General features: G+C 72.5%; 22 protein-coding genes. 7 read left to right on the top strand and 15 right to left on the bottom strand.

Annotated elements, in window-relative coordinates; translation table 11 throughout:
• Positions 1–33: 33 nt before the first annotated feature.
• A complete protein-coding gene (locus H7H31_RS25690) occupies positions 34–258 on the top strand; it encodes an FmdB family zinc ribbon protein (protein ID WP_187060193.1) in 225 nt (74 codons plus the stop codon).
• Between the two features lie 70 nt (positions 259–328).
• Here the strand turns inward: H7H31_RS25690 and H7H31_RS25685 are convergent, their stop codons facing one another.
• The 4 genes from H7H31_RS25685 to H7H31_RS25665 all read right to left on the bottom strand — a co-directional run bounded on the left by H7H31_RS25685 (position 329) and on the right by H7H31_RS25665 (position 4,144).
• Entirely contained in the window at positions 329–1,201 is an 873-nt protein-coding gene (locus H7H31_RS25685) for a GntR family transcriptional regulator (protein ID WP_232110079.1), read from the bottom strand.
• A 217-nt stretch (positions 1,202–1,418) separates the two neighbouring features.
• Positions 1,419–2,081 carry an O-methyltransferase gene (locus tag H7H31_RS25680; RefSeq protein WP_187060192.1) on the bottom strand — a complete coding sequence of 221 codons (663 nt, stop codon included), beginning with the start codon at positions 2,079–2,081 and terminating at the stop codon, positions 1,419–1,421.
• Between the two features lie 147 nt (positions 2,082–2,228).
• Complete coding sequence (locus tag H7H31_RS25675; RefSeq protein ID WP_176161403.1) at positions 2,229–2,885, bottom strand: response regulator transcription factor; 657 nt, start codon at positions 2,883–2,885, stop codon at positions 2,229–2,231.
• Positions 2,876–4,144: a sensor histidine kinase gene (locus H7H31_RS25665; protein ID WP_232110078.1), complete on the bottom strand. Its 1,269-nt coding sequence runs from the start codon at positions 4,142–4,144 to the stop codon at positions 2,876–2,878. The genes H7H31_RS25675 and H7H31_RS25665 overlap by 10 nt, the downstream gene beginning before the upstream one ends.
• A gap of 133 nt (positions 4,145–4,277) precedes the next feature.
• Here H7H31_RS25665 and H7H31_RS25660 point away from each other — a divergent pair, with 133 nt between their 5' ends.
• Entirely contained in the window at positions 4,278–4,901 is a 624-nt protein-coding gene (locus H7H31_RS25660) for a DedA family protein (protein WP_187060071.1), read from the top strand.
• A 143-nt stretch (positions 4,902–5,044) separates the two neighbouring features.
• On the opposite strand, the gene H7H31_RS25655 is transcribed toward H7H31_RS25660, so the two are convergent.
• The 3 genes from H7H31_RS25655 to H7H31_RS25645 form a co-directional block, all read right to left on the bottom strand.
• Complete coding sequence (locus H7H31_RS25655; RefSeq protein ID WP_308118128.1) at positions 5,045–5,788, bottom strand: HAD family hydrolase; 744 nt, start codon at positions 5,786–5,788, stop codon at positions 5,045–5,047.
• 119 nt (positions 5,789–5,907) lie between these two features.
• Entirely contained in the window at positions 5,908–8,802 is a 2,895-nt protein-coding gene (locus tag H7H31_RS25650; RefSeq protein ID WP_232110077.1) for a phosphoribosyltransferase, read from the bottom strand.
• Between the two features lie 119 nt (positions 8,803–8,921).
• Positions 8,922–10,094 (bottom strand): HpcH/HpaI aldolase/citrate lyase family protein, encoded by a 1,173-nt coding sequence (locus tag H7H31_RS25645; RefSeq protein WP_187060012.1) that lies wholly within the window; start codon positions 10,092–10,094, stop codon positions 8,922–8,924.
• Positions 10,095–10,311: 217 nt separating this feature from the next.
• On the opposite strand from H7H31_RS25645, the gene H7H31_RS25640 reads away from it, so the two are divergent.
• Positions 10,312–11,268 carry a TerD family protein gene (locus H7H31_RS25640; RefSeq protein ID WP_187118094.1) on the top strand — a complete coding sequence of 319 codons (957 nt, stop codon included), beginning with the start codon at positions 10,312–10,314 and terminating at the stop codon, positions 11,266–11,268.
• Positions 11,269–11,410: 142 nt separating this feature from the next.
• Here H7H31_RS25640 and H7H31_RS25635 read toward each other — a convergent pair whose 3' ends face one another.
• From H7H31_RS25635 to H7H31_RS25610, 6 genes are all read right to left on the bottom strand, one after another.
• Complete coding sequence (locus H7H31_RS25635; RefSeq protein ID WP_176161407.1) at positions 11,411–12,142, bottom strand: TerD family protein; 732 nt, start codon at positions 12,140–12,142, stop codon at positions 11,411–11,413.
• Positions 12,143–12,248: 106 nt separating this feature from the next.
• Positions 12,249–13,397, bottom strand: coding sequence for a DUF475 domain-containing protein (locus H7H31_RS25630; protein ID WP_187064058.1), 1,149 nt, complete (start codon positions 13,395–13,397; stop codon positions 12,249–12,251).
• 49 nt (positions 13,398–13,446) lie between these two features.
• Positions 13,447–14,022: a TerD family protein gene (locus H7H31_RS25625; RefSeq protein ID WP_187064057.1), complete on the bottom strand. Its 576-nt coding sequence runs from the start codon at positions 14,020–14,022 to the stop codon at positions 13,447–13,449.
• A 345-nt stretch (positions 14,023–14,367) separates the two neighbouring features.
• Complete coding sequence (locus H7H31_RS25620) at positions 14,368–14,943, bottom strand: TerD family protein (RefSeq protein WP_176161410.1); 576 nt, start codon at positions 14,941–14,943, stop codon at positions 14,368–14,370.
• Positions 14,944–15,124: 181 nt separating this feature from the next.
• Positions 15,125–15,583, bottom strand: a complete 459-nt coding sequence (locus H7H31_RS25615) for a peroxiredoxin (protein ID WP_187064056.1) — start codon at positions 15,581–15,583, stop codon at positions 15,125–15,127.
• A 119-nt stretch (positions 15,584–15,702) separates the two neighbouring features.
• Positions 15,703–16,143: a DUF3052 domain-containing protein gene (locus H7H31_RS25610; protein WP_176161412.1), complete on the bottom strand. Its 441-nt coding sequence runs from the start codon at positions 16,141–16,143 to the stop codon at positions 15,703–15,705.
• A 474-nt stretch (positions 16,144–16,617) separates the two neighbouring features.
• Here H7H31_RS25610 and aceE point away from each other — a divergent pair, with 474 nt between their 5' ends.
• Positions 16,618–19,365 carry a pyruvate dehydrogenase (acetyl-transferring), homodimeric type gene (gene aceE, locus H7H31_RS25605; protein ID WP_187064055.1) on the top strand — a complete coding sequence of 916 codons (2,748 nt, stop codon included), beginning with the start codon at positions 16,618–16,620 and terminating at the stop codon, positions 19,363–19,365.
• A 68-nt stretch (positions 19,366–19,433) separates the two neighbouring features.
• On the opposite strand, the gene H7H31_RS25600 is transcribed toward aceE, so the two are convergent.
• Both H7H31_RS25600 and H7H31_RS25595 read right to left on the bottom strand, forming a co-directional pair.
• Positions 19,434–19,859 carry a peptidase inhibitor family I36 protein gene (locus H7H31_RS25600; RefSeq protein ID WP_176161414.1) on the bottom strand — a complete coding sequence of 142 codons (426 nt, stop codon included), beginning with the start codon at positions 19,857–19,859 and terminating at the stop codon, positions 19,434–19,436.
• A gap of 356 nt (positions 19,860–20,215) precedes the next feature.
• On the bottom strand, positions 20,216–21,823 hold the full coding sequence (locus H7H31_RS25595) for an MFS transporter (protein WP_187064054.1): 1,608 nt from the start codon (positions 21,821–21,823) through the stop codon (positions 20,216–20,218).
• A gap of 322 nt (positions 21,824–22,145) precedes the next feature.
• On the opposite strand from H7H31_RS25595, the gene H7H31_RS25590 reads away from it, so the two are divergent.
• The 3 genes from H7H31_RS25590 (at position 22,146) to H7H31_RS25580 (ending at position 25,420) form a co-directional block, all read left to right on the top strand.
• Positions 22,146–22,898 (top strand): TetR family transcriptional regulator, encoded by a 753-nt coding sequence (locus H7H31_RS25590; protein WP_187064053.1) that lies wholly within the window; start codon positions 22,146–22,148, stop codon positions 22,896–22,898.
• Between the two features lie 297 nt (positions 22,899–23,195).
• Positions 23,196–24,422 (top strand): alpha/beta hydrolase, encoded by a 1,227-nt coding sequence (locus H7H31_RS25585; RefSeq protein WP_187064052.1) that lies wholly within the window; start codon positions 23,196–23,198, stop codon positions 24,420–24,422.
• Positions 24,423–24,517: 95 nt separating this feature from the next.
• The gene (locus H7H31_RS25580) at positions 24,518–25,420 is read left to right on the top strand and encodes a DUF4429 domain-containing protein (RefSeq protein WP_187064051.1); all 903 of its coding nucleotides are present in this window, start codon (positions 24,518–24,520) and stop codon (positions 25,418–25,420) included.
• Positions 25,421–25,432 lie beyond the last annotated feature (12 nt).

Below are 25,432 nucleotides of genomic sequence, written 5' to 3'. Positions count from 1 at the left end.
CGGCCGGCGGCGGATCGCGATTAGGCTGCGGGCATGCCTCGTTACGAATACCGCTGCCGCGCCTGTGGCGCCAACTTCGAGCTCAGCCGGCCCATGGCGGACTCCAACGCGCCCGCCACCTGCCCCGACGGGCACGGCGACACGGTCAAGCTGCTGTCGACGGTCGCCGTCGGCACCAGCGCCGCCTCGCGCGGTCCCGCGCCCGCCACGGGCGGCGGGGGCGGGGGCGGTTGCTGCGGCGGTGGCTGCTGCGGCTGAGCGCCCGCCGGGGACGTGCGCGCCGTCCCCGCCAGGCTGTCCCGGCCCACCCGCCCGCCGGCCCGTGCGCTCAGCGTGCCGGCGGCGAGGCCGGGGCCTGGCCCGGGTTCGCGTCCGCGTCCTGGCCCGGTTCCTCGGGGGTGGCGCGGCGCCGGGCGAGTGAGCCGGTGGCGGCCGAGCTGTGCACCGTGAAGGCCATCGTGCCCGGCACGTACCGGTCGTCCGACCACTCGATGGGCGTGCCGGCTGGGTCGGTGCTGCGGCGGCGCTCGCGCAGCAGCGGGTCGCCGGGGCGGCAGCCGAGCAGCCGGGCGTCGTCCGCGTCGGCCCGTACGAGGTCGATGGTGTGGTGCGCGTCGGCGATCATGACGCCCTGTTCCTCAAGCCGCACCGTGTGCGAGACGGTGTCCGGGTCCAGCGCGGCGACGAGGGCGCCGACGGGCTCCGGGTAGACCGTGCGCTCGGTCATGACCGGCCGGCCGGAGAGCGTACGGACCCGCAGCATCCGGTAGACCGTGGCCTGCCTGTCGAGCCGGAGCTGCTCGCGTTCGGTGGCGTCGGCCGGGTGGCGCTCGATCGAGATGACCCGGCCGCCGGGCTCCTCGTCGACGGAGCGGGCCCAGCGGGTGAAGCTGAGGAGTTCGCCGAAGCTCTGCGTGCCCTCGGAGCCGAGGACGACCCGGCGGGTGCCGCGCCGCGAGGTGACCAGGCCCTCCGCGCGGAGCACGGCGAGCGCCTGTCGTACGGTGCCGCGCGAGACGCCGTAGCGCCGCGCCAGGTCGCCCTCGGCCGGGAGCCGGCCGCCCGATCCGTAGGCCCCGTCGGTGATCGCCTGCCGCAGGTCGGCGGCCACCCGCTGGTACATCGTCCGCTGCCGGCCCCCGGTCGCGCCGCCCGCCACGGCACCGCCCTCCGCGGTGTCGCCCGCGGTCGCGCCGTTCACCACTGCCTCTCCTCCACGTCTCCCGCGCCCTCGCCTCGCTAGCGCCCCGCGCCCGGCATGTCCGTCGCGCCGGTTGCCGGCGCCGCGCGCGTCCTGGAATGGGAGCCTAGCCGCGCGCGGCGCGCTCGCCGGCCGCCCCCGAGGGCCGGGGCGGCGCGGCGAGCGGCGCGGGCGGTGGGCCCGCGGATCGGTGGGGTCGGGGCGGCCGGGCCGGCGGTTAGCGGCGGCGGGCCAGCGTCAGGCCGTCGGCGACCTCCAGCATCACCGAGTCGACCCGGGAGTCGGCCAGCACGTGCTCGTTGAAGGCGTGGATCGCGGCGCCGTTGGGGGACGCGGAGGGCAGGTCGGCGACCTCGCCGCCGTAACAGACGTTGTCGGCGGCGATCAGCCCGCCCGGGCGCATCCGGGGCACCAGCTCCTCCCAGTAGGCCAGGTAGCCCTGCTTGTCGGCGTCGATGAAGGCCAGGTCGACATGGGGTTCGGGGGGCATCGCGCGCAGCGTCTGGAGGGCGGGGGCGATGCGCAGGTCGATGCGGTCGGCGACGTCGGCCCGCTCCCAGGCCGCGCGGCCGTACGCCGCCCACTCGGCGGAGACGTCGCAGGCGACGAGCTTTCCCTCCGGGGGCAGCGCCCGGGCCATGCACAGGGTGGACAGGCCGGTGAAGGTGCCGATCTCCACGACGTGGCGGGCGTCGACCAGGCGGACCAGGAACGCGAGCAGCGGCCCCTGCTCCTGCGCGATCTGCATCCCCGCGTGGTCCGGCAGGGCGGCCCTGGTCCGGGTGACGAGTTCGCGCTGTACGGCGTCGGGTGGGGGGTTGTGTGCCAGTACGTAGGCGTGCAGCGCGCTGGACGGTGCCGGACGCTTGGAATCAGCCATGGAAACCCTTCCCTCTCACTTCCCGCGGAGCGACGGCGTTCCTCGTTCCTCGCATGTCTCCGAAAGCGGCGACCGCTCTCCGAACGGTGTGGCCGCCATGAGTGAGCGCCCCGTGCGGCACGCCATGCCGCGCGGGGCGATCCCGGCTTAACTACCCACGTACCGGAGCACGGCAAGCACCCGGCGGCTGTAGCCGGTGGTTCCGGTCAGCTCCAGCTTGTCGAAGATGGCGTTGATGTGTTTCTCGACGGCGCTGCGGGAGACGTGCAGCCGCTGCGCGATGGCGGCGTTGGCGTGCCCCTGCGCCATCTCGCCGAGCACCTCGCGTTCGCGCTCGGTGAGCCGGGCGAGCGGGTCCGTGTGGGTGCTGCGGGCCAGGAGCTGGCGTACCACCTCGGGGTCGAAGGCCGCCTGGCCCGCGGCGACCCGCTCCAGGGCGTCCAGGAACTCGTCCACCTGCATGACCCGGTCCTTCAGCAGGTAGCCGACGCCCCCGCCGCCGGCGGTCATCTCGCCGGTCAGCAACTCGGTGGCGTAGCGCTTCTCGACGTACTGGGAGAGCACGAGCACTCCGAGCCGGGGGTGGCGACCGCGGATCTCCAGGGCGGCGCGCAACCCCTCGTCGGTGTGCGTGGGGGGCATGCGTACGTCGACGCAGACCGCGTCTGCGGGGTGTTCGTCCACCGCCGCCAGCAGCGCGGTCGCGTCGCCGACGGCCGCGACGACGTCGTGGCCCTCCTCGGCGAGCAGCCGCACCAGGCCCTCGCGCAGCAGTGTCGAATCGTCGGCCAGGATTACGCGCACGGCAACTCCGCGGTGATGGTGGTGGGGCCTCCCGGCGGGCTGTCCACCCGCAGGGTGCCGTCGATGGCCGCGACGCGGCGGGCCAGCCCGAGCAGGCCGCTGCCCGTCGGGTCGGCGCCGCCCGCACCGTCGTCGGTGACCCGCGCCCGCAGGACGAAGGACGGGGCGCGGTCGGCGCCACGGGCGGTACGGGCCGGGGGCCGGGGCGGGGCCGGCTGTGGCTGCCCGTCGCGCGCGCCGGGCGGCCCCGCGGCCACCGGCACCGGGGCGGGCGGGGCGGGCTCGGCCGGGGCGCGGGTCACGGCGATGTGCACGCGCCGCGCCCCGGAGTGCTTGACGGCGTTGGTCACGGCCTCGCTGATGACGAAGTAGGCGACGGTGCGCACCTCCGTCGCGGGCTCGGCGGTGAGGCCGTAGTCGAGTCGCACGGGTAGCCCGACGCGCTCGGCGACGGTCTCCAGGGCGGCCCGCAGCCCCGCCTCGTCCAGGACCGTGGGATAGACCCGCCAGGCCACCTCGCGCAGTTCGTCCAGCGCCTGCCGGCTCTCCTCGTGCGCCTGGGCCAACAGGGCTCGCGTGCGCGCCGCGTCCTGGCCTCGGCGGGCCCGGCCGAGCAGCATGCCGAGCGCCACGAGGCGCTGCTGCACCCCGTCGTGCAGGTCGCGTTCGATGCGGCGGCGCTCGTCGTCCACGGCGGCGACCACGCCGGCCCGGCTGCTGGCCAGCTCCTCGATGCGGCGGCGCAACTCGTCCCGCGGGTCGGCGCCGAGGAAGTGCCAGGCGAGCCGCTGCTCCAGGGCGACGACGCCGAACAGGCTCTGGGCGGCGAGGAAGAGCAGGAACATGCCGGCGACGGAGGAGTAGACCTGCTCGTCGCGGTTGTGCGAGTGGAACATCGGCCAGCCCCAGATGATCAGCGACCCGTACAGGGCGCCGATCAGCGCGGAGAAGACCACCAGGCAGCCGAGCGGCGCGAGCAGCCAACGCACGGCCAGGTAGCCGAGCGCCCGGCTGCCGCCGTAGGAGGAGCCGATCTCGACGTCCAGGAAGTACGCCAGGCGGCGCCGCTCCACCTGGGCCAGGTGGCGCGCCCCGCGGGCCACGGCCCGCAGCACCGCCTGCCGTACCCGCGGCCAGACGAACACGCACAGCAGCGCCAGGCCGCTGAGCGCCGCGTACACCAGGCTGACCACGGCCGTGCAACCACCGATCACCAGCCCCACCGATATGCGCAGCCCACGCCGCACCCACATGACCATGCCCCGCACGCTAGCCGCCCCACCGGGGCCGGCACACTGAGGATTTCCGCAGGTGGTGGCTGCGGCGGACGGCAGGTGGGGTGGGCGGCGCACACCATGGTCCGGGGGCGGCGGCGTTTCTAGCGTCTCGGGCATGACGGATCGCATCACCGACTGGGCAACCGGTCTCATGGACACCCTGGGAGCGCCGGGCGCGGGGCTCGCCATCGCGCTGGAGAACCTGTTCCCGCCGCTGCCGAGCGAGGTGATCCTGCCGCTCGCCGGCTTCTCGGCCGGCCAGGGCGACATGAACCTGCTGGCCGTGCTGGCCTGGACCACCGCCGGCTCCGTGGTGGGGGCGCTCGCCCTGTACTGGGTGGGCGCGCTGCTCGGCCGGGACCGGGTGATCGCGCTCGCCGGACGGCTGCCGCTGGTCAAGCCGGCCGACATCGACAGGACGGAGCGCTGGTTCGTCCGGCACGGCACCAAGGCGGTCTTCTTCGGCCGCATGATCCCCATCTTCCGCAGCCTCATCTCCCTGCCCGCCGGCGTCGAGCGGATGCCGCTGCCCACCTTCACGCTCCTGACCACCCTCGGCAGCCTGCTGTGGAACACGGCGTTCGTGCTGGCCGGCTACGCCCTCGGGGACAACTGGGAGGACGTCTCCGACTACGTCTCGGTCTACTCCAAGGGCGTGCTCGCCGCCGCCCTCCTGGCCGTCCTCGCCTTCGTCACCCTGCGGCTGGCCCGCCCGGGCCGTGGGAAGCGGCGCGGCTGAGCCGGGACGGGGACGGGGCGGGCGAGCCCGCCAGCGCGCGGGCCCCGGCCGGCCCAACCGCTCCGGCCACCGACCCGGTCCGGGTGGCCAGGCCGGGGCGCGGAACCGGCTGCTCCAGCCACCGGCCCGGCCAGCCGCTCCGCTCAGCCGCCGTCGGCCGCCGCCTTGCGGAACTGGCGCAGGATCTCCTCGCCGGCGGCGACCCCGCGTTCGGCGAGGGCGCTGACGTGCGGCGCCGACCAGCCCACGGCGGCCAACTCGCCGTGGCCCGGGCGCCAGCCCTGGTCGGCGGCGAGCAGCAGGTCCGCGTCGAGCAGGGCGTCGCCGGCGGCGAGCACCCGTCGCGCCCCGGTGCGCCGCGCCACCTCGGCGACGGCGGCGCTCTTGGTCAGCGGGCGCGGCACCACGTACAGCTTGCGGCCCTGGAGCGAGACGCCCCAGCCGCGCTGGTCGGCCCAGTCGGTCAGCTCCGCCACCCAGCCGTCGGGCAGCAGCGCGCGCTCGACCACGAGGTAGGCGAACAGGTCCTCGGCGACCCGCTCCTTGAGCAGCCAGGCCGGGTCGGCCGTGGCCACCAGGTGGGCGCGCACCTCCGCCAGCGAGGCGCACTCGCCGCGCAGCGCCCGGCCCACCGTGCGCTGCCAGTCGGGGTCGCTCTCGCCGTCCACCAGGAGGTGGCCGCCGTTGGCGCAGACCGCGTAGCGCGGCGGCGGGCCCGGCAGCCGGATGCGCCCGAACTGCTCGCGGGTGCGGGTGGTGGCCGGCACGAAGGTGGCGGCCGAGGCCAGCTCGGTGAGCAGCCCGGCGGCGGTCTCGGTCAGGTACGACAGCGGCTTGGCCTGGTAGACCTCCACGCACAGCAGGCGCGGCGCCCGCGCGTCGGGCATGTCGAGCCCGAGCGCGGCGGCCGAGTAGATGAGCGTCCGGTCCAGGTCGCTGGCCACCAGGACGGGGGCGGTGCCACCCGCGACGGAGGCGCTCACCGGGCTACCCGCGACGGAGGCGCTCACTGGGCCACCGCCCGGCCGTCGGCGCCGGTCGCGGCGCGCGTGTAACGGGGGTGGATCAGCCCGACGCACGAGTACGGCAGGTCGTCCACCTCCTCCACCGGGACCCCGCGCTGTTCGGCGAGCATGCGCACGTGATCCAGGTCGGGGCCGGCGCCACAGCGCGCGAGGACCTTCCAGGGCACCCGGCGCAACAGCACCCGGCTGGTCTCGCCGACGCCCGGCTTGACGAGGTTCACGTCGTGGATGCCGTACTCCTCGCTGATCCGCTCGACGGCGGCCCAGCCCTCCCAGGTGGGGGCCCGGTGCGGGGTGGCGAGCAACTCCTTGGCGTCCCGGGCGGCGGCGTCGGCGACCTCGGCGAAGCGCGCCGTGACGGTGTCGAGGAACAGCGCGGACAGGTCGGCGTCGGCCAGCTCGCGGTAGAACTTCGCGCCGTGGAACTGGCCGGGCCGCACCAGGTCGGCGCGGAGCACGGTGCGCGAGACGAGCCCGGAGACCGTCGAGTTGAGGCACGCGGAGGGGATGAGGAAGTCGTCCCGGGTGCCGTAGGTCGCGACGCACCCGCCGGGGTCGGCCAGTACGGCGATCCGCGGGTCGAAACCGCGCACGCCACCGGCCGCCTCGGACGCCTCGAACTCCTCGATGGCGGCGGCCAGTTCGCGGGTGATGGCGCCCTTGCCGGTCCAGCCGTCCACGAAGACGACGTCGACCGGGTCGTGGTGACGGGCCAGCCAGCGCAGCGCCGCCGTGTCGATGCCCCGGCCGCGCACGATGGAGATCGCGTAGTGCGGCAGGTCGATGCCGTGCGCGTGCTGGGCCCAGCGGCGCATCAACACGCCGACGGGCGTGCCCGCGCGGGCCAGCGAGACCAGCACCGGGCGCGAGTCGGGCCCGCGACCCGGGCGGTCCTGGTGCTCGGCCAGCAGCGTCTCGGTGACGGCCCCGACGGCCCGCGCGATGCGCGCGGCGGAGGTCTGGAGCGCGGAGCGGAACAGGTCCTGGTAGGCGTCGCTGGGCTGGTACTCGATGGGCAGCGACTCGGCGTAGTGCGCCCCGCCGCCCTGGATCGCCTCCTCCCGCTCCTCGATCGGCGCCTCCAGGGTCACCTCGGAGAAGTCCTGGAGCAGCCAGCCGACCTCGTCGGCGGCGTACGAGGAGAAGTCGGGCCCGCGGAGCGGCTCTTGCATGGGTGACGCCTGTCGGTCGGGCACGCCGGCGGGCGTGCGGGGGGAGGGTGCGGGACCGGCGGGGCCGGCTGCCTGGGCCGGTTCGGCGGGAGCCGCCGGGCCGGCGGGTGCGGCGGTAGCGGGTGTGGGCGGGTCCTGCGGGGCGCGGCGGGCGGGGACGGCGGCCTCGACGGGGGCCGGCCCGGCGGCGGTGGCCGGCTCGTCGACGGCGCCGGCGGGCACGTAGGACGGTACGACGGCGTACGCGAGGCACGGCGTCTGCGCGGCCAGCGCGTCGAGCAGCCCGCCGGGCGCGTGCAGGGCGGGCGTGTCGGCGGCCGAGTCCACGACGGCCACGATCGCGTCGAAGCGGCGCGCCGGGTCGCCGCCGGGCGCCACGTTGTACGCGTAGCGCGGGCCGGGGCCGTCGGCGGGCGCGTCGTGCGCGGGGAAGGTGAGTCGGGTGCGGATGGCGTACCCGGGGTCGTCCAGGGCCAGCACCGGCGAGCGGGTCGTGGTCGAGTACCGCACCTCGACGCCACCGGCCGCGCCGCCCGCCCCGCCCGCGCCGCTGGCGCCGTCGGTCGTGGTGTGGTCGAACTCGGCCTGCAACGCCTCGGCCAGCCGCAGCGGCGCGTACATCAGCTCCTCGAAGCCGAGCACGAGCACGCGTGCCCCGGGGGCGAGCCGCGCGGGGCGCACGGCCCGGGCCAGGCGGCGGGCCATCTCGGGCAGCGCGGCGTCCAGGGCCCGGCGGTGCGCGGGCGTGAAGCCGTGCCGGCCGCCGTCGGGCAGCCCGCGCGGCCAGTCGAGCTCGACGCGTACGGGGGCCGGGTGCTCGGGCCCGGCGTGCTCGGGCGTCTCGTCCGGGAGGGCGGCGGCGGGGTCCGTCTCGTGCTCGGCCACCAGCGCCTGGCCGCGGGCCAGCACGTCCGCTGGCAGGCGCACCGTGCCGGCCGCGAGCGCCACCAGGTCGACCCGGGCGCCCAGCGAGGCGGCGAAGCGGTCCAGGTCGGCGCGGTCGGCGGCGGAGCGCATGTCCACCAGGGCGACGACCACGTACCGCTCGCGCGGGAACCTTCGGTGCAACGTGCGGATGGTGTTGAGCACGGTGCGCCCGGTGGAGAACTCGTCGTCCACGAGCACCAGCGGCCCGTCCCCGGCCAGCAGCGCGGGGTCCTCGGGCAGCAGGAGGTGCGAGGTCGCGTGGCTGTGCTCCTCCTCGAAGCCGCCCACCGGCCGCACCCCGTCCACCGGCCGGCGGGTCGAGTGCAGGTACGGGGCGAGCGCGAGGCCGTCGGCGACACTGTGGCCGAGCCCGGTCGCCGTCTCCGCGTAGCCGAGCACCACCGCGCGCGCCGCGTCCGCGTCGCCGAGCAGCGCGCGCACCCGCTCGCCGAGCCGCACCCCCGCCCCGTAGACGACGGCGGGGCGCTGCGGCACGTGCTTGCCGAGGACGTTGGAGACCAACAGGTGCGCCCGGCGCGGGTTGCGGCGCAACGCGAGCCCGAGCAACTCCCGCAGCCGCCCGTCACCGGCGCCGTCCGGGCCGGCGTGGCTGGGCTGGTCGGCCCGGCTGGCCTGGTCGGCCGGTGCGTCGGACGCGCCGACTGCGGCCACCGCCTCCGACGCCTCCGGCGCGTCCTCCAGAGCGATGCCGAGTTGATCCGCCACCCACTGCCCCGACCACATCACGCGCTGCCCCGCTCCCTCGTCAACCGTCAACTCCCGCACCTTTCACGCATCATCGCCCCTGCCCGCCGCGCCACCCGCACGCCCCGGCCACCACCACCGGCCACCACGACCGGCCGCGCCCGGCTCGACCGCCGGACACCGGACCGCCGTCAGTCGGCCGCTGGCAGCCCCGCCGAGAGCAGCTCCACGAAGCCCACGCCCTCGCGCGCCACGCCGAACACCTCGGCGCGCAGCATGGTCCGCTCCGCCCAGGCTCGGTGCGGCTTCACCTCGTTCATCTTGTTCGTGTACGCGGAACGCAGCACGCCGCCGCCGCAGCGCTGCGGCGCGAGGATGTCGGCCGCGTCGCTGAACTCCTCGTGGCTGACGACCGACAGCGCGTGCACCGGGGCCACGTGCGTGGGGTGGATACAGGTCTTGCCCTGGAGGCCGTTGGCGCGGTCGAGTTCGATCTCGCGCAGCAGGCCGTCCATGTCGTGCTCGATGAGGGCGGTACGCAGCGCCTCGGCCTCGCCGATGAAGGGGCTGCGCCGAAGCTGCGGCTTGAACATCCGCTCGTGCGGCTTGAAGTACTCCCACACGGGGCCGGTCACGGTGAACCCGGTGCCGTCCGCGCGGCCGAGGACGTTGACCACGTCCGCGATGACGGAGGCGACCAACTGCACGTCGTACGCGGTCATGTCGGGCGCCCGGCGCAGCCCGTAGGCGGAGCAGAAGTCGGTGACGCCGAGGCGCAGGGCCAGCACCCGGTCCCGGTACTTGTCGACGGTGCGCGCTATGCCGCCGAGCGTCTCCCCGCGTGTCTCCAGGTGCAGCAGCTCCGGCGACTCCAGGACCGGCATGGCGTACAGCCGCCGCTCCAGGGCCGGGCCGCACGAGGTCAGCGCCTCCAGGAACGGTACGCCACGCTCCTCGGTGAACTTGGGAAGTACAAAACCAGACAGCAATCGGACCGAGGCGCCGAGCCGCCGCACCAGGTCCGGTATCTGTTCGGCGGTCCGCACCCGGATGAACAGCAGCGGCAGCGGCACCTCGTCCGTGCGCGCGGCCAGCGCGGCGAACTGGCGGACCAGGTTCTCCTCCGCCTGCGTCACCTCGCTGTCATCGATCGAGTCCTCCAGGCACAGCACCATCGAAACCACGCCCCGACCTGCCTGTTTGACGATGGCGTCGGCGAGGCCCTGGCGGGTCGCGGGGCTGTAGAGGGTGGCCCCGAGCGCGACGGCGAGGGTGCTGGCCGGTGCGTCCGGCGTGAACTCGGTGGGCTCGCGGTGGAACAGATCCTTCCGCGCCGCCGCCGACAGGTATCCGAAATGACGCATATAACTCCCAAAGCTGCCGCAGCCCTCCGACGGCCCGACTGGCCGGAAGCGTGGCCGATAATCGTACGACCCATGCGGGTCAAGAGTTCCCCAAGTACGTGAAAGTCCGGTAACTCACATGCGTACGCAGGGTGCACTCGCTCCCCGTATCTCCCAGATGGCCGGCGTGTAACCCCCACGTTGTTCCGGCACCCCTCGGGAGGGCAGGATTGCGACCATGACGCACGCGATGTCGAAGGGGTCGAACATCCCGCTGCCGGCAACGGCCGTACGGGCGGTGCTGCAGTGGACGCCGGGGTCCGGCGTGCCGGACGTGGATGCCTCGGCACTGCTGCTCGCCGCCGACGGACACGTGCGCTCGGACGAGGACTTCGTCTTCTACAACCAGCCCCGCCACCCCTCCGGCCTCGTGCGGCACCTACCCAAGCAGCGGCTCGCCGACGGGCTCACGGACACCATCGAGGCCGACCTGGGCTCCCTGGAGGCCGGCGTGAACCGGGTGGTGCTCGCGGCCTCCGCCGACGGCGGCCCCTTCGGTCTGGTCCGGGACCTGCGCCTGCGGCTGTACGACAGCGCGGCGGCCGACGGCGGGGAGCCCTTCGCCGTCTTCAACGTCGTCGCCGAGACGGGCGAGGAGACGGCACTCATCTGCGGCGAGCTCTACCGGCGCGGCGACCGCTGGAAGTTCCGCGCGCTCGGCCAGGGCTACGACTCGGGCCTGGTCGGCCTCGCCACGGAGTTCGGCATCTCGGTGGACGACTCCGAGGCACCCCCGGCCTCCGAGCCCACCGCGCACGTCCCGCGCCCCGGCGCTCCGGGCCCCGGCGCCCCGAGCCCCGCGACCGGCCCCGCCCCGGGCCCGGTCCCGGCCCAGCCCGTGGGCGGCTACGGCTTCCCGCCGCCACCGCCCGCGCCCCCGACGGCCCCACCGGCCGCGCCCCCGGCCGTCCCGCCCCAGCCCGCGACCGCCCCCGCGTACGCCGCGGGCGCGCGGCGCGACGCCCAGTGGGCCGGGCACCCGCAGCAGCCGCCGGCGCCGCCGCAGCAGCAGCCGGCCTACGGCTATCCGCCGCACCCCGCGTACGGCTACCCCCAGCACCCACAGCCGGTGGCCCCGCCACCGCACCAGTTCCAACTGCCCCCGCAGGGCCCGCAGTTCCAACGGCGCCGCTGAGCCCCGCCCCCGCGCGGGGTCGGCCGGGGCCGGGCGGGTCGTGGCCGCCGCCGCGCGGATCGCCGAAGCCGGGTAGGGCGTCGAAGCTGGCGGGGTCGTCTAGGCTGGGTGGCGGTCGGCCGACCGGCCCCCGGCCCCCGGCTCAGACCTTGGTCTTCTTGTAGCCCCGACCCCACTGGAGCCCCCAGCCGTAGAGCCGGTCCAGCTCGGCCTGGAAGCCGTAGACGTACTTCACCTCGCGGCGCACCACGATCTCGCCCTTGATGTTCTCGATGAGCACCACGGCGCACGAGCGCGCCTGCGGGGCCCGCTCGTCCAGGGTGATCTCGATGCGCGGCCCGCTGCTGGGGTAGAGCGTGACCACCCCGTGTGTCCGGTCGAAGGCGGGCGTGCCGTCGTAGATGTAGACGAAGATCAGCAGCCGGCTGAAGTCGTCCTTGTGGTCGAGGTTGATGTAGACGGTCTCGCCGGAGGCCGAGCCGAACCGGTCGTCGCCGCTCAGGTGCACGTACGGCGGCTCGTTCAGCGACCCGAAGAAGTTGCCCAGCGGCTGCACCACGCCCTTGCTGCCGCTCTGCATCTCGTACATGCACGCCAGGTCCAGGTCCACGTTGACCATCGCGGGCCCCTGGGTCTGCACCATCTGCGGCTTGAACATCTGGAGCGGGTTGCGCCACAGCCCTCTGTTCGGCTTGGCGTTGAAGTCGGTGGTGCGCATCTGCCAGGAGAGGTTGACCCGTAGGTTCCCGCTGGCCGCGCCCTGTTTGGTGAGCGAGACGGTCGGATGTCGCTTGGTCAGCTCGACGGCCCCGGAGGCACCGCCGCTGTCGAAGTCCTGTCCCGCGCCGCGTCGCCAACCGCTCCACAACGGCATTGCGCACACCCCCATGTCCGAGAAGACACCCACACCGAAGCGGGGCGGGCCGCGAGGTGCAACCTCGCGGCCCGCCCCGTAGAAGGGTTCCGCATCCGAGCCCGGGTCACACTCCGGAGGTGACCTCGGACTTCTCGTTCGAGCCACCCGCGCCGCCCTCTTCCGCCGCGATGCGACGGTTGCGGGCGACCGAGGACCAGAACGCACCGGCGATCAACGCGACGCCGATGCCGCCGGTGATGACCTCGTGGATGTGCCACTTGATGGTGACCAGCAGCAGCGCGGCCAGGGCGCCGATCGCGTAGTGGGCGCCGTGCTCCAGGTAGACGTAGTCGTCCAGGGTGCCCTCGCGAACGAGGTAGACCGTGAGCGACCGGACGTACATGGCGCCGATGCCGAGGCCGAGCGCCATCCAGAAGATGTGGTTGGTGACCGCGAAGGCGCCGATCACGCCGTCGAACGAGAAGGACGCGTCCAGCACCTCGAGGTAGAGGAACATGAAGAACGCGGCCTTGCCGGCGAGGCCGATCATGGTGGGCTCCTTGCCCGCCTTCTTGGCCTCCTCCTCCGCCTCGTGCTCGCGCTCCTCCTCTTCTTCGAGCTTGTTCTCGAAGTGTCCGGAGAGTCCGCCGACGATCAGATACGTGATCAGGCCGGCGATGCCGGACAGCATCACCGTCGCCGCCTTGTCCACGTGTCCGCCGCCGTGTTGCGCGGCCGATTCGGCCCAGGTGGTGGCGGCGGTCAGCAGCACGATGAGGGCCACGCACACCGAGAACCCGTCGATCTTGCCGAGCCGCGACAGCGGGCGCTCCAGCCACCCGATCCACTTGTGCTCATGGTCGTCGAAGATGAAGTCGAGGAAGATCATGAGCAGGAACATGCCGCCGAAGGAGGCGATGGCCGGATGCGCGTCCGTCACCAGCTGCTCGTACTTGTCGGCGTCGTTCATCGCCAGTCTGACGGCCTCGATGGGCCCCATCTGGGCGGTGACGGCGACGATGACGACGGGGAAGACCAGTCGCATACCGAACACGGCGATGATGATGCCGACGCTCAGGAAGATCTTCTGCCAGAAGGCGTTCATCTTCTTCAGCACGCCGGCGTTGACGACCGCGTTGTCGAAGGAGAGTGAGATCTCCAGGACGGAGAGGATCGCGACGATCGCGAAGGCCTCCCAGCCCCAGAAGATCGCAGCACAGGCGAGTCCCGCGGCGGTGACGCCGAAAGACCAGCCGAAGGTTCTCAGGAGCACTGGCCACCCAATCGTGTGTGAGGGGTCCCCCGCGCGCTAGTGCGCGGTTTTACGAAACGTTGACCCCGAAGTCTAGAGCGATGCCCCGCAGACCCGACGCGTACCCCTGCCCGACGGCACGGAACTTCCACTCGCCGCCGTACCGGTACACCTCGCCGAAGATCATCGCCGTCTCGCTCGACGCGTCCTCGCTCAGGTCGTACCGGGCCAGCTCGCTGCCGTCGGCCTGGTTGACCACGCGGATGAACGCGTTGCTCACCTGGCCGAAGCTCTGGCCCCGGGCGTCGGCGTCGTGGATGGAGACCGGAAAGATGATCTTGTCGACCTCGGTCGGCACCTTGGCCAGGTCCACGATCAGCGACTCGTCGTCGCCGTCGCCCTCGCCGGTGAGGTTGTCGCCGGTGTGCTCCACGGAGCCCTCGGGGCTCTTGAGGTTGTTGTAGAAGACGAAGTACTCGTCCCCCAGCACTCGGCCCGACCGGCACAGCAGCGCGCTGGCGTCGAGGTCGAACGGCGCACCGGTGGTGGAGCGCGCGTCCCAGCCGAGCCCCACCAGCACCTGGGTGAGATTCGGCGCGGCCTTCGAGAGGGAGACGTTGCCTCCCTTGGCGAGCGTTACGCCCATGTTGTTGTGTCCTCCCCAAAGTCACGGCGCTGGGTACGGCTCGCGCTGCACCACCGCACTACTCGTACTGCACGCCCCACCAGCCAGGCCAGTACAGCGCGTACTGCTCGTTCTGCTCGTTTCCGCGCCCGCGCGGGCCGACGTCGAGCCGCTCGGGCGCGCACGCCCCGCGCGCGCCGCCGACCCGGGGCCCGGGCGCGTGGCCCGCCCCCGGCCGGACCTCCGGCCGCGGTCACGCGACCGGGCCCCGGAGCACGTCCGGCGCCGCACTCCCGGGGTTGAGTCGGGCCCCCACCGGAAGGTCGGGGGTGTGCGGCGCCGGACGCGCTACGACGAACGCGAGGGTCAGACGTTGACGCCGAAGTCCTGCGCGATGCCGCGCAGGCCCGAGGCGTACCCCTGACCGATGGCCCGGAACTTCCACTCGGCGCCGTTGCGGTACAGCTCGCCGAAGACCATCGCGGTCTCGGTCGAGGCGTCCTCGCTCAGGTCGTAGCGCGCCAGCTCGACGTTGTCGGCCTGGTTGACGACGCGGATGAACGCGTTGCGCACCTGGCCGAAGCTCTGCTGGCGGGTCTCGGCGTCGTAGATCGAGACCGGGAAAACGATCTTGGCGACATCGGCCGGAACAGCGGCCAGGTTCACCTTGATCTGCTCGTCGTCGCCCTCGCCCTCACCGGTGATGTTGTCACCGGTGTGCTCCACGGAGCCGTCGGGGCTCTTCAGGTTGTTGAAGAAGACGAAGTTCGAGTCGTTGGCGACCTTGCCCTCGGCGTTGGCCAGCAGCGCGCTGGCGTCGAGGTCGAAGTCAGTGCCCGTGGTCGTACGGGCGTCCCAGCCGAGACCGACGATAACGGCGGTCAGGTTAGGGGCTTCCTTGGTCAGCGAGACGTTGCCGCCCTTGCTGAGGCTGACTCCCACGAGTCCTCCCAGGTGAGTTTCGTCAGGGAGCACAGCGTGCCCCCGTCATACGGTTGCCATCGGATCAACGTTTTGATCCTAGTGAGCGGTTCCCCCCGAGCGGTACGACCGTGCACCGCCGGGACGAGGTGTCGCGCCGCTTCCGCCGGCCCGCTCGGCCGACGCGGGGCGCGGGCCACGCCTAGAGCTCCGCGAGCGCCTTGACGTAGTCGTTCAGGTCGCGGGCGTCCGGCAGGCCGTTGACGACCGTCCAGCGCACCACGCCCTCCTTGTCGATGACGAAGGTGCCCCGCACGGCGCACCCCTTCTCCTCGTCGAAGACCCCGTAGGCCCGGGAGACCTCGCCGTGCGGCCAGAAGTCGGAGAGCAGCGGGAACTCAAGCCCCTCCTGCTCGGCGAAGACGCGCAGGCTGAACGGCGAGTCGTTGGAGACCGCGAGGAGCTGCACGTCGTCGTTGACGAACGTCGGGAGTTCGTCGCGGAGCGCGCGCAGCTCGCCGGTGCAGACGCCGGTGAAGGCGAACGGGTAGAAGAGCAGGACGACGTTCCGCTCTCCGCGGAACTCGGAGAGCGTGGCCTGTTCGCCATGCTGGGTCCGCAGCGCGAAGTCCGGGGCCTGCGCACCGACCTCGACGGCCATGGGGGACGTCCCTTCGAAGAATCTCGACAGATCGCGTCCACCCTACGCGCAGAGCCCCCATCCGACCGTCGTCGGATGGGGGCTCTCGCAGCGACCTCGGGGCAAGGCCACCGACGGTCTCAGCGCTTGGCGGAGCGAGCCGTCTTCGGGGTGACCAGGCGGCTGCCGCTCCAGTCCTTCCCGGCGCTGATGCTCCTGGTCTGGGACAGACCGGCGGTCGTCGCCGCCTCACCGATGTCGCTGGGCTCCACGTACCCGTCGCGACCGGTCTTCGGGGTCATCAACCAGACCGAGCCGCCTTCGTCGATCATCGTGGTGGCGTCCACGAGCGCGTCGGTCAGGTCGCCGTCGTCCTCTCGGAACCACAGCACCACGGCATCGGCCACGTCGTCGTAATCCTCGTCGACAAGCTCAGTGCCGGTGAGCTCCTCGATGCCCTCACGCAGCTCCTGCTCCACGTCGTCGTCGTAGCCGATCTCCTGGACCACCTGCCCGGGCTCGAAACCCAGCCTGGCGGCCGGATTGGTCCGCTCCTCCGCGTGGTCCGCGGTCGCGCTCACGGATTGCCTCCTGTCATCCTGCAGAAATTGTCTTGATCGCCTCGCGCGTACGCGGGGCATTGGGCGTAGTCCACACGTGCCGGGCGGTTCGCGCAAGTACCCGGCTGCCGATCCCGCCCAAACGTTGACGACTCGCCGCAACTCACATCCTGACGCCACGGGCGTAAGTGATTCAAGACACAGGCTTATGTCCGGCTTGCGAAGTTCTTTCCCGACACTGCGGCATTCGGGGTCGAACGGCCGTACACGAGCGACTTCCATAGTGGGCGTATGGTTGCGATTTGGCCGTCGCCAGTCGCTGGGCTCCCTGGCGCCCGTCTCACCCTGTGGTGGTTACCGCTGAGTAGAGATGACGTACTCGCACACCGCGGTACACGATGGAGGACGGCGCGAAAGCAGGACCAGATACGAAGACCGCGTGCGCAGCAGCACTCACGTGCCGAGCACGACACGACAGAACAGCGAAGGAACAGCGTGGCTTCCGGATCAGATCGCAACCCGATCATCATTGGCGGCCTTCCCAGCCAGGTCCCGGACTTCGATCCCGAAGAGACCCAGGAATGGCTCGACTCGCTCGACGCAGCCGTCGATGAGCGAGGCCGGGAACGCGCCCGCTACCTGATGCTCCGCCTGATCGAGCGCGCCCGCGAAAAGCGGGTTGCCGTGCCCGAGATGCGCAGCACGGACTACGTCAACACCATCGCGACCAAGGACGAGCCGTTCTTCCCCGGAAACGAGGAGATCGAGCGCAAGGTCCTGAACGCGACCCGGTGGAACGCGGCCGTCATGGTCTCGCGCGCGCAGCGCCCCGGCATCGGCGTCGGCGGCCACATCGCCACCTTCGCCTCCTCGGCCTCCCTGTACGACGTGGGCTTCAACCACTTCTTCCGGGGCAAGGACGCGGGCGACGGCGGCGACCAGATCTTCTTCCAGGGCCACGCCTCGCCCGGCATCTACGCCCGCGCCTTCCTCCTCGACCGGCTGAACGAGCACCACCTCGACGCCTTCCGGCAGGAGAAGTCCAAGGCCCCCTACGGCCTGTCCAGCTACCCGCACCCGCGGCTGATGCCGGACTTCTGGGAGTTCCCGACCGTCTCCATGGGCCTCGGCCCGCTCGGCGCGATCTACCAGGCGCGGATGAACCGCTACATGGAGGCCCGCGGCATCGCCGACACCTCCGCCTCACACGTCTGGGCCTACCTGGGCGACGGCGAGATGGACGAGCCCGAGTCGCTGGGCCAGCTCTCCATCGCCGCCCGCGAGGGCCTGGATAACCTGACCTTCGTCGTCAACTGCAACCTGCAGCGCCTCGACGGCCCGGTGCGCGGCAACGGCAAGGTCATGCAGGAGCTGGAGTCGCAGTTCCGCGGCGCCGGCTGGAACGTGATCAAGCTCGTGTGGGACCGGAGCTGGGACCCGCTGCTCGCGCAGGACCGGGACGGCGTGCTGGTCAACAAGCTGAACACGACCCCGGACGGTCAGTTCCAGACGTACGCGACCGAGACCGGCGCCTACATCCGCCAGCACTTCTTCGGCGACGACCAGCGGCTGCGCGCCATGGTCGACGGCATGACCGACGACCAGATCCTGCACCTGGGCCGCGGTGGCCACGACCACCGCAAGATCTACGCGGCGTACGCGGCGGCCAAGGCCCACAAGGGCCAGCCCACCGTGATCCTCGCGCAGACCGTCAAGGGCTGGACGCTCGGGCCGAACTTCGAGGGCCGCAACGCGACCCACCAGATGAAGAAGCTCACGGTCGAGGACCTCAAGCGCTTCCGTGACCGGCTGCACCTGCCGATCGCGGACAAGGAACTGGAGTCGGGCCTTCCCCCGTACTACCACCCGGGTCGCGACTCCGAGGAGATCCAGTACATGCACGACCGCCGCAAGGCGCTGGGCGGCTACGTGCCGACCCGTGTCGTGCGCGCGAAGCCGCTGCCGCAGCCGGACGAGAAGCTGTACGCGGCGGCCAAGAAGGGCTCCGGCCAGCAGTCGATCGCCACCACCATGGCCTTCGTGCGGGTCCTCAAGGACCTGATGCGGGACAAGGAGATCGGCAAGCGCTTCGTGCTGATCGCCCCCGACGAGTACCGCACCTTCGGCATGGACGCGTTCTTCCCGTCGGCCAAGATCTACAACCCGCTGGGCCAGCAGTACGAGTCCGTCGACCGCGACCTGCTCCTGGCGTACAAGGAGTCCCCCACCGGCCAGATGCTGCACGACGGCATCTCCGAGGCGGGCTGCACGGCGTCGCTGATCGCGGCCGGTTCCGCGTACGCCACGCACGGCGAGCCGCTGATCCCGGTCTACGTCTTCTACTCGATGTTCGGGTTCCAGCGCACGGGTGACCAGTTCTGGCAGATGGCCGACCAGCTCTCGCGCGGTTTCGTCCTCGGCGCGACCGCCGGGCGCACGACGCTGACCGGTGAGGGCCTCCAGCACGCCGACGGCCACTCGCAGCTCCTGGCCTCGACCAACCCGGCGTGCGTGTCCTACGACCCGGCGTACGGGTACGAGATCGCGCACATCGTGCAGGACGGCCTGCGCCGGATGTACGGCGAGACCGCGGACGGCCAGCCGGGCGAGGACGTCTTCTACTACCTCACCGTCTACAACGAGCCCATCCAGCACCCGGCGGAGCCCGCCGACGTGGACGCCGAGGGCATCCTCAAGGGCATCTACCACCTGAAGTCGGGCGAGAAGGGCGCCATCCCGGCGCAGATCCTCGCCTCCGGCGTGGCCGTGCCGTGGGCGCTCGAGGCCCAGCAGATCCTGGCCGACGAGTGGAACGTCAAGGCGGACGTCTGGTCGGCGACCTCCTGGAACGAGCTGCGCCGCGACGCCGTGGAGGTCGAGGAGCACAACCTCCTGCACCCGGAGGAGGAGCAGCGCGTGCCGTACGTGACGCGCAAGCTCGCCGACGCGCAGGGCCCGTTCGTGGCCGTCTCCGACTGGATGCGCGCGGTCCCCGACCAGATCGCCCGCTGGGTGCCCGGCCGGTACCAGTCGCTGGGCGCCGACGGCTTCGGCTTCGCCGACACCCGGGGAGCGGCCCGCCGCTTCTTCAACATCGACGCCCAGTCGATCGTCCTCGGCGTGCTCACGGAGCTCGCCCAGGAGGGCAAGGTGGACCGCTCCGCCCTCAAGCAGGCCATCGACCGCTACCAGCTCCTGGACGCCACCGCGGCCGACCCGGGCGCGGCGGGTGGCGACGCGTGAGCCGTACCGCGTAACGAGGCGCGAACCGCCGGGCCGGACGGGGCTTCCCGTCCGGCCCGGCGGCGTTCTCAGCGCTCCCAGATCTTGATCGCGCCGATCTGGTAGGGCGACTCGGACAGCCGGGCGCCGCTGCCCTTGCCCGGGTAGGTGTCGAACTCGCCGGTCTCCCCGCACTCGGCGCTCTGGTATGTGGTGACCGGGCGCCCCGTGCGGTTGGCGAGGGACTCGGCCCTCGCCCCGGCCGGCAGCGGGACGCAGCTCTCGATGTCGGTGTTCGACAGCTCGTAGGTGTGGCGCGGGCCCTTGAAGTCGGGTCGCTCCCACAGGCAGAGCTGGCCCGCCGCGCAGGCGCCCGACCGGCTGGCGTGCGGGGCGGTCGGCTGCGCGCTGGCTCGCGGGGGTGCCAGGGCCGTGGTCATGGCCGCCACCGCCCCCACCGTCGCGAGGGTCGTCAGCGCCCGGACCGTGGTGCCCCGCTTCGTCGTCGTACGCATGTCCTGTTACTCCCCGTGTGCTCGGTTTCGGGCCGGGCCTGGTGGCACGCCCCGGGGAAGGCGTCGGCGCGGCCCCTGTGTGGGCCGGCGCCGCTTCCCCGTCACCGCAGCTTGCTGGGTTGCGAAGGGGTGCGCCAAGGGCGAGGGAGGGACGCGACCCAGATAGGGGATGCTCGCGTCGGTTTGGCCACGACGGCCCTCGTTGACGTGCGGTGTTGACGCTGCGTAAAGGGCAGGGTTGAGCCTTGCGTCCAAGCTCAGAGGGGTGTTGACCGGCCCGGGCGGCCCCGCCGGACCCACGACGGGGCCGCCGCGCGGGGCGCCCGAGAGTCACCCGAACGGAGGACGGAAAGCGTTCAGATGTGCGGCGTTCCGGTGCTCGCATCGGACTGGGCGCCCCGCTTGGCGAGCGTCGCGACGGCGGCCGCGCCGACCGCGACGACGGCGGCGACCGTGAAGGACAGGCCCATGCCGGAGACGAACGTCTCGTGCGCGACGTGCGTGATCTTCTCCGCGACGTCCGCCGGCGGCGGGTTGTCCGGGTCGATGGGCGGCCGACCGATGGCGACCGCGTCGGCGGCCTGGTCCAGCTCGTGCCCGGAGGGGGCGGGCAGGCCGGCCTCCGCCCAGTTGGCGGGCAGGTCGCGGTCCACGCGGCCCGCCATGACCGCGCCCAGCACGGCCGTGCCCAGACTGCCGCCGACCTGCATCGCGGCCTGTTGGAGGCCGCCCGCCACACCGGAGAACTCCAGCGGCGCGTTGCCGACGATGACCTCCGTCGCGCCCACCATGACGGGTGCCAGGCCGAGGCCGAGCAGGGCGAACCACAGCGACATCAGTCCGGTGCCCGAGTCGACGTCCAGGCCGGCCAGCCCGTAGAGCGCGACCGCGGTCAGCACCATCGCGCCGACCAGGGGGACACGCGGCCCGACCCGCGTGATCAGCGCGCCGGCCGCCGGGGACGCGACGATCATCATCGCGGTCAGCGGCAGCAGGTGCAGGCCGCTGTCGACGGGGCTCATGCCGTGCACGTTCTGCAGGTAGAAGGTCACGAAGAACAGCCCGCCCATGAAGCCGAAGGCCATCAGGACCATGAGGACGGTGCCGGCGGACAGCGGGACGGAGCGGAAGAGGCCGAGCGGCAGCAGCGGTTCCGCGGCCCGGGTCTGCCAGTACGCGAAGGCGGCGAAGGCGGCCACCGCGAGGCCGAGGAAGAGCAGCGTCGCCGGGTCGCCCCAGCCCCACTCGGGCGCCTTGATCAGCGCCCAGATCAGGCAGAACATCGCGCCGGACAGCAACGCGATGCCGGGGAGGTCGAACGAGCGCGGGGCGTTCTCGGCCCGGTGGTCCCGCAGGATCAGCAGGCCGATGGCGAGCGCGATGACGCCGACGGGCACGTTGACGAAGAACACCGACTGCCAGTTGACGTGCTCCACGAGCAGGCCGCCGACGATCGGGCCGCCCGCGGTGGAGGCGCCGATGACCATGCCCCAGATGCCGATCGCCATGTTGAGCTTCTCGGCCGGGAAGGTGGCGCGCAGCAGGCCGAGCGCCGCGGGCATCAGCAGGGCGCCGAACAGGCCCTGGAGCACGCGGAAGGTCACCACCGCCGACACGTTGCCGGAGAGTCCGATGGCGGCCGAGGCGAGCGCGAAGCCGCTGACGCCGACGAGGAAGGTCTGCCGGTGGCCGAAGCGGTCGCCGAGCTTGCCCGCCGTGATCAGGGCGACGGCGAGGGCGAGCAGGTAGCCGTTGGTTATCCACTGCACGTCGGCGAGCGAGGCGCCGAGGTCGTGCTGGATGGCGGGGTTGGCGATGGCCACGATCGTGCCGTCGAGGGCGACCATCATGACGCCGATCGCGACGGAGATGAGGGTGAGCCAGGGGTGGCCCCGCATTCCGGACTGGGGCAGCGGCTCCTGTTGCTCCGGCGCGGCGCCGGCGACGGTGGTCTCTGAAGTCATTAAATGAGATTAATGACAGCCACTGACAAGTGACAAACAGTTTCAAGAGTCGGAGCCTGTCACGGTAGGCGCTGGGTAGGGTGAACTGCCCCGGGGGCACGCCCGTGCCACCGGAGCGCACGACCGGGCGCACGCCGTACGACACGCGGCGCCTCGCACGACACGCAGGCACCTCGTACGACGTGCGGTGCGGCGGGAGACGTACGACAGGACACCGCCGAGCACCGAGCGCCGGCGGCCAGGCCGCAGGGCGTACGGATCCAGTCGGGTGGCGTGCGGACGGCGCGTGGGCCCGCCCTCGCGAGGAGAGAGCCGGAAGGTGATGACGGACCAGGTGACACCCCCCATCGGCCTGCGGCAGCGCAAGAAGCAACGGACGCGCGACGCCCTGACCCGCGCGGCGCTCGAACTCTTCGTGGAGCAGGGGTACGAGGACACCACCGTTGACGAGATCGCCGAGGCGGTCGACGTCTCGCAGCGCACCTTCTTCCGCTACTTCGCCAACAAGGAGGAGGTGGCGTTCTCCGTACAGGAGTTGGCCGAGGCGTACTTCTACGCGGCGGTGCTGGATCGGCCCGCGCACGAGGCGCCGCTCGTCGCGCTGCGTCGGAGCGTCTCCGCGGCCTGGGAGAGCATCGACGAGGCCATCCGGGAGGTGGTGCCGCTCGAACTCCACATGCGCGCCTACCGGATGATCGAGTCCACCCCCGCCCTGCTCGCCGTCCACCTGCGTCGCAATGCCGAGCTTGAGGCGCGGTTCGCGCAGGAGATCGCGCGCCGTGAGGGAGTGGACCTGGAGGCCGACCCCAGGCCGCGGGTGTTGGTGGCGGCGTTCGGGGGCGTGATGCGGGTGGCGGCCAAGGTGTGGAGCGAGGGCGACGACTGCACGGTGGCCGCGATTCGCGACCTCACCGAGTCGTATCTGGACCAGTTGTCCCCGGCGCTGGCCGAGGACTGGCACCGCCCACGCCCGGCCAGACCCAGCAGTCCCAACACCCCCAACCCCAACCCCAACAGCCACGGCCGTGGCCACACGGTCACCGTGGCCGGCGCGGACGGCGTGTGCCGCGCGTAGCCGACATCCGGAAGCGATGGGGCCCCGCCTGGACGGGGTAGGCGCGCCGCTCGTGGTGGCGGGCGCGGCGGTCAGCCCGTGCCACCGGCGCGTCGTGCACCATGACACAACAGGGACGAAGTGCCCCAAACCTCTGGAAAGCGCTGGAAAGTGCCGATAAACGGTCCGGACGAGCGTTCGGAAGGCGCCGGAAGGGCGAAGGAAAATCACCCCCTGAGTTCAATTGTCCGCATTCAAACGTGAGATGACTCACGCGTTTTGGCGGCCGTTGCCCCGCTTCTCCTAGGGTGGTTCGCGGTGACTTCCTTTCCGGAGCTTGGCTCCCGCTCCTCCCTGTCCTGGGTCCACACGGCCACCGCCTGGCGCACCGCGCTCGCGCTGGTCGTGGTCTTCGTGCTGCTCGCCACCAGCGGCTGGGCCGTGGGCAGGCGGCTCGGCGCCGGGCCCGACCCGTTGAGCGCCTCGCTGGCCGCGTGGGGGAAGGGCGCCATCGCCGGGCGCCCGCTGCCGGACACGGACTCCTCGCCCCGCCGCCTGGCGCGGTTCTTCGACTCGCTCACCGGCGCCCAACTCACCCGTCTCGTCCGGCGCTACCCGCTGGCCGTGGGCAACCTCAACGGCGCCCCCGTCGCGCTGCGCTACCGGGCCAACCGGTTGGCGCTGCGCCAGGCCAGGCTGGTGGAGCGGGAGCGGACGCGCGACGACCGGCTCACGCCGTACGGGCAGCGCGAGGCGGGGCGGCGCATGCATCGCTACGAGGCGCTGCTGAGCCGGGGGCGACAGATTCTCGCCTTCGACCCCGCGGGATCGGGCCGGGTCGCGGAGGTCTTCGGGAACCTGGCAACCGCGCGGCGGGTGTCGGTCGTGGTACCTGGCGTGGACACGGACCTCCTGACGTTCGAGCGGACCCGCCAGCCCTACCGGGCGCCGGTCGGCATGGCGCGTGCGCTGTACGCGGCCGAGCGGTCCGCGGGTCCCGCGAGCCGGACCGCCGTGATCGCCTGGGCCGACTACACCAGCCCGGCCGGCATCGGCATCGACGCCGCGACCGGCGCGCGGGCCGAGGACGGCGCGCGGCGGCTGCGCGCCACGCTGGGCGGGCTGCCCGGGCGGTCGCGGGCCGAGGTCGCCCTGTTCTGTCACAGCTACGGTTCCGTGGTGTGCGGGGTCGCCGCCGACGACCTGCCGCGCGCGGTCACCGACATCGCCGTCTCGGGCAGCCCCGGCATGCGCGCCGAGAACGTCGCCGACCTGGGCACATCCGCGCGCGTGTGGGCCGCGCGGGACTCCGGCGACTGGATCGCCGACGTGCCCCATCTGGACATCGCCGGGTTCGGGCACGGGGCCGACCCGGTGGAGCCGGACTTCGGCGCTCGCGTGCTGTCTGCTGACGGGGCGGCGGGACACGCGGGATACTTCGAACCGGGGACGACGAGCCTCGCCAACTTCGCCAAGGTCGGCGTCGGCGCGGTGACGTCGGTGAGCTGCGGGGGTGGTGACGCCTGCACCGCGGGCCTGATCTGACCGCGGCGGAAGACGAAGGAACGCCAAGCAGAGGTTTGACGCGCGTAGCGCACCAAAGGGGGACGGGCGGGCGACCGCAACATACGATGAGCCATATGGGTGATGTGCTGGCCGGTTTTCACACGGTCTGGGAGTTCGACGCTGACTCCGTGCTCATCCGCTTCGAACGGGGGATTCGCACACCGAAGCTGCTCCAGGCGCTCGGTGAACGCCGCATCCCCTACGAGGCGTTGGCAGGAGTGGAGCTGACGCCCGGCAAGCGCGGCACGGTGGTGTTGCGCGCGGTGCCGAGGCCCGGCGCCGATCCGCTGATGGACGCGGCGGACGGGCAGCTCAAGGAGAACTACGACCCGTATCGGCTGGTGCTGCCCGCCGAGCGGGAGACGCTCGCCGAGTACTACGCGGACGAGATACGGGCCGCGCTGGGCCCGGATGCCAAGGCGCCGGCCGACACCCATCTGGTGGCGGCGCCCGCGCCACCGCTGGCCTTCAAGGCGTACGACGGGAAGGCGTCCTTCGACGGGTCGTCCGTGATCTTCCGGTGGTTCTGGACGGGTGCGTCCTCCGCCAAGTGGAAGGCCGGTGACCAGCGGTTCCCGATCTCGGAGCTGGCCGGGGTCGAGTGGCGGTCACCCGAGGTGTTCAACGGGCACCTGCGGCTGGTGGCGCGCGGCGCGGGCGGGGGCGAACCGGGTGCCGCCGACCAGAACCCGGCCGCGGTCGTCTTCGGCATGGGATACGGCCTGGTGCATGACTCGCTGCCGTTCGCGGCGGCCGTCCTGGAGGCGGTGCGCGCCGCGTCCACCAGCAACGGTGGCGGGCTGCACCCGCACGGCGCGCCGGTGCCGAGCCCGGTGGAGGCCCAGCAGGCCGCGGCCCGCCCCGACCCGGGGCACATCGCCGACCGCATCCGACATCTGGGCGACCTGCACCAGGCGGGGCTGTTGACGGACGACGAGTTCACGGCGAAGAAGGCGGAGCTGCTGGCGGAGCTGTGACGGCGCGCGGTG

This window comes from Streptomyces buecherae (assembly GCF_014295035.1).
In the GTDB taxonomy this organism is placed as follows: Bacteria; Actinomycetota; Actinomycetes; order Streptomycetales; family Streptomycetaceae; genus Streptomyces; species Streptomyces youssoufiensis.
The sequence above is the reverse complement of the archived record's forward strand: the minus strand, read 5'-3'. Positions and strand labels throughout refer to the sequence as shown.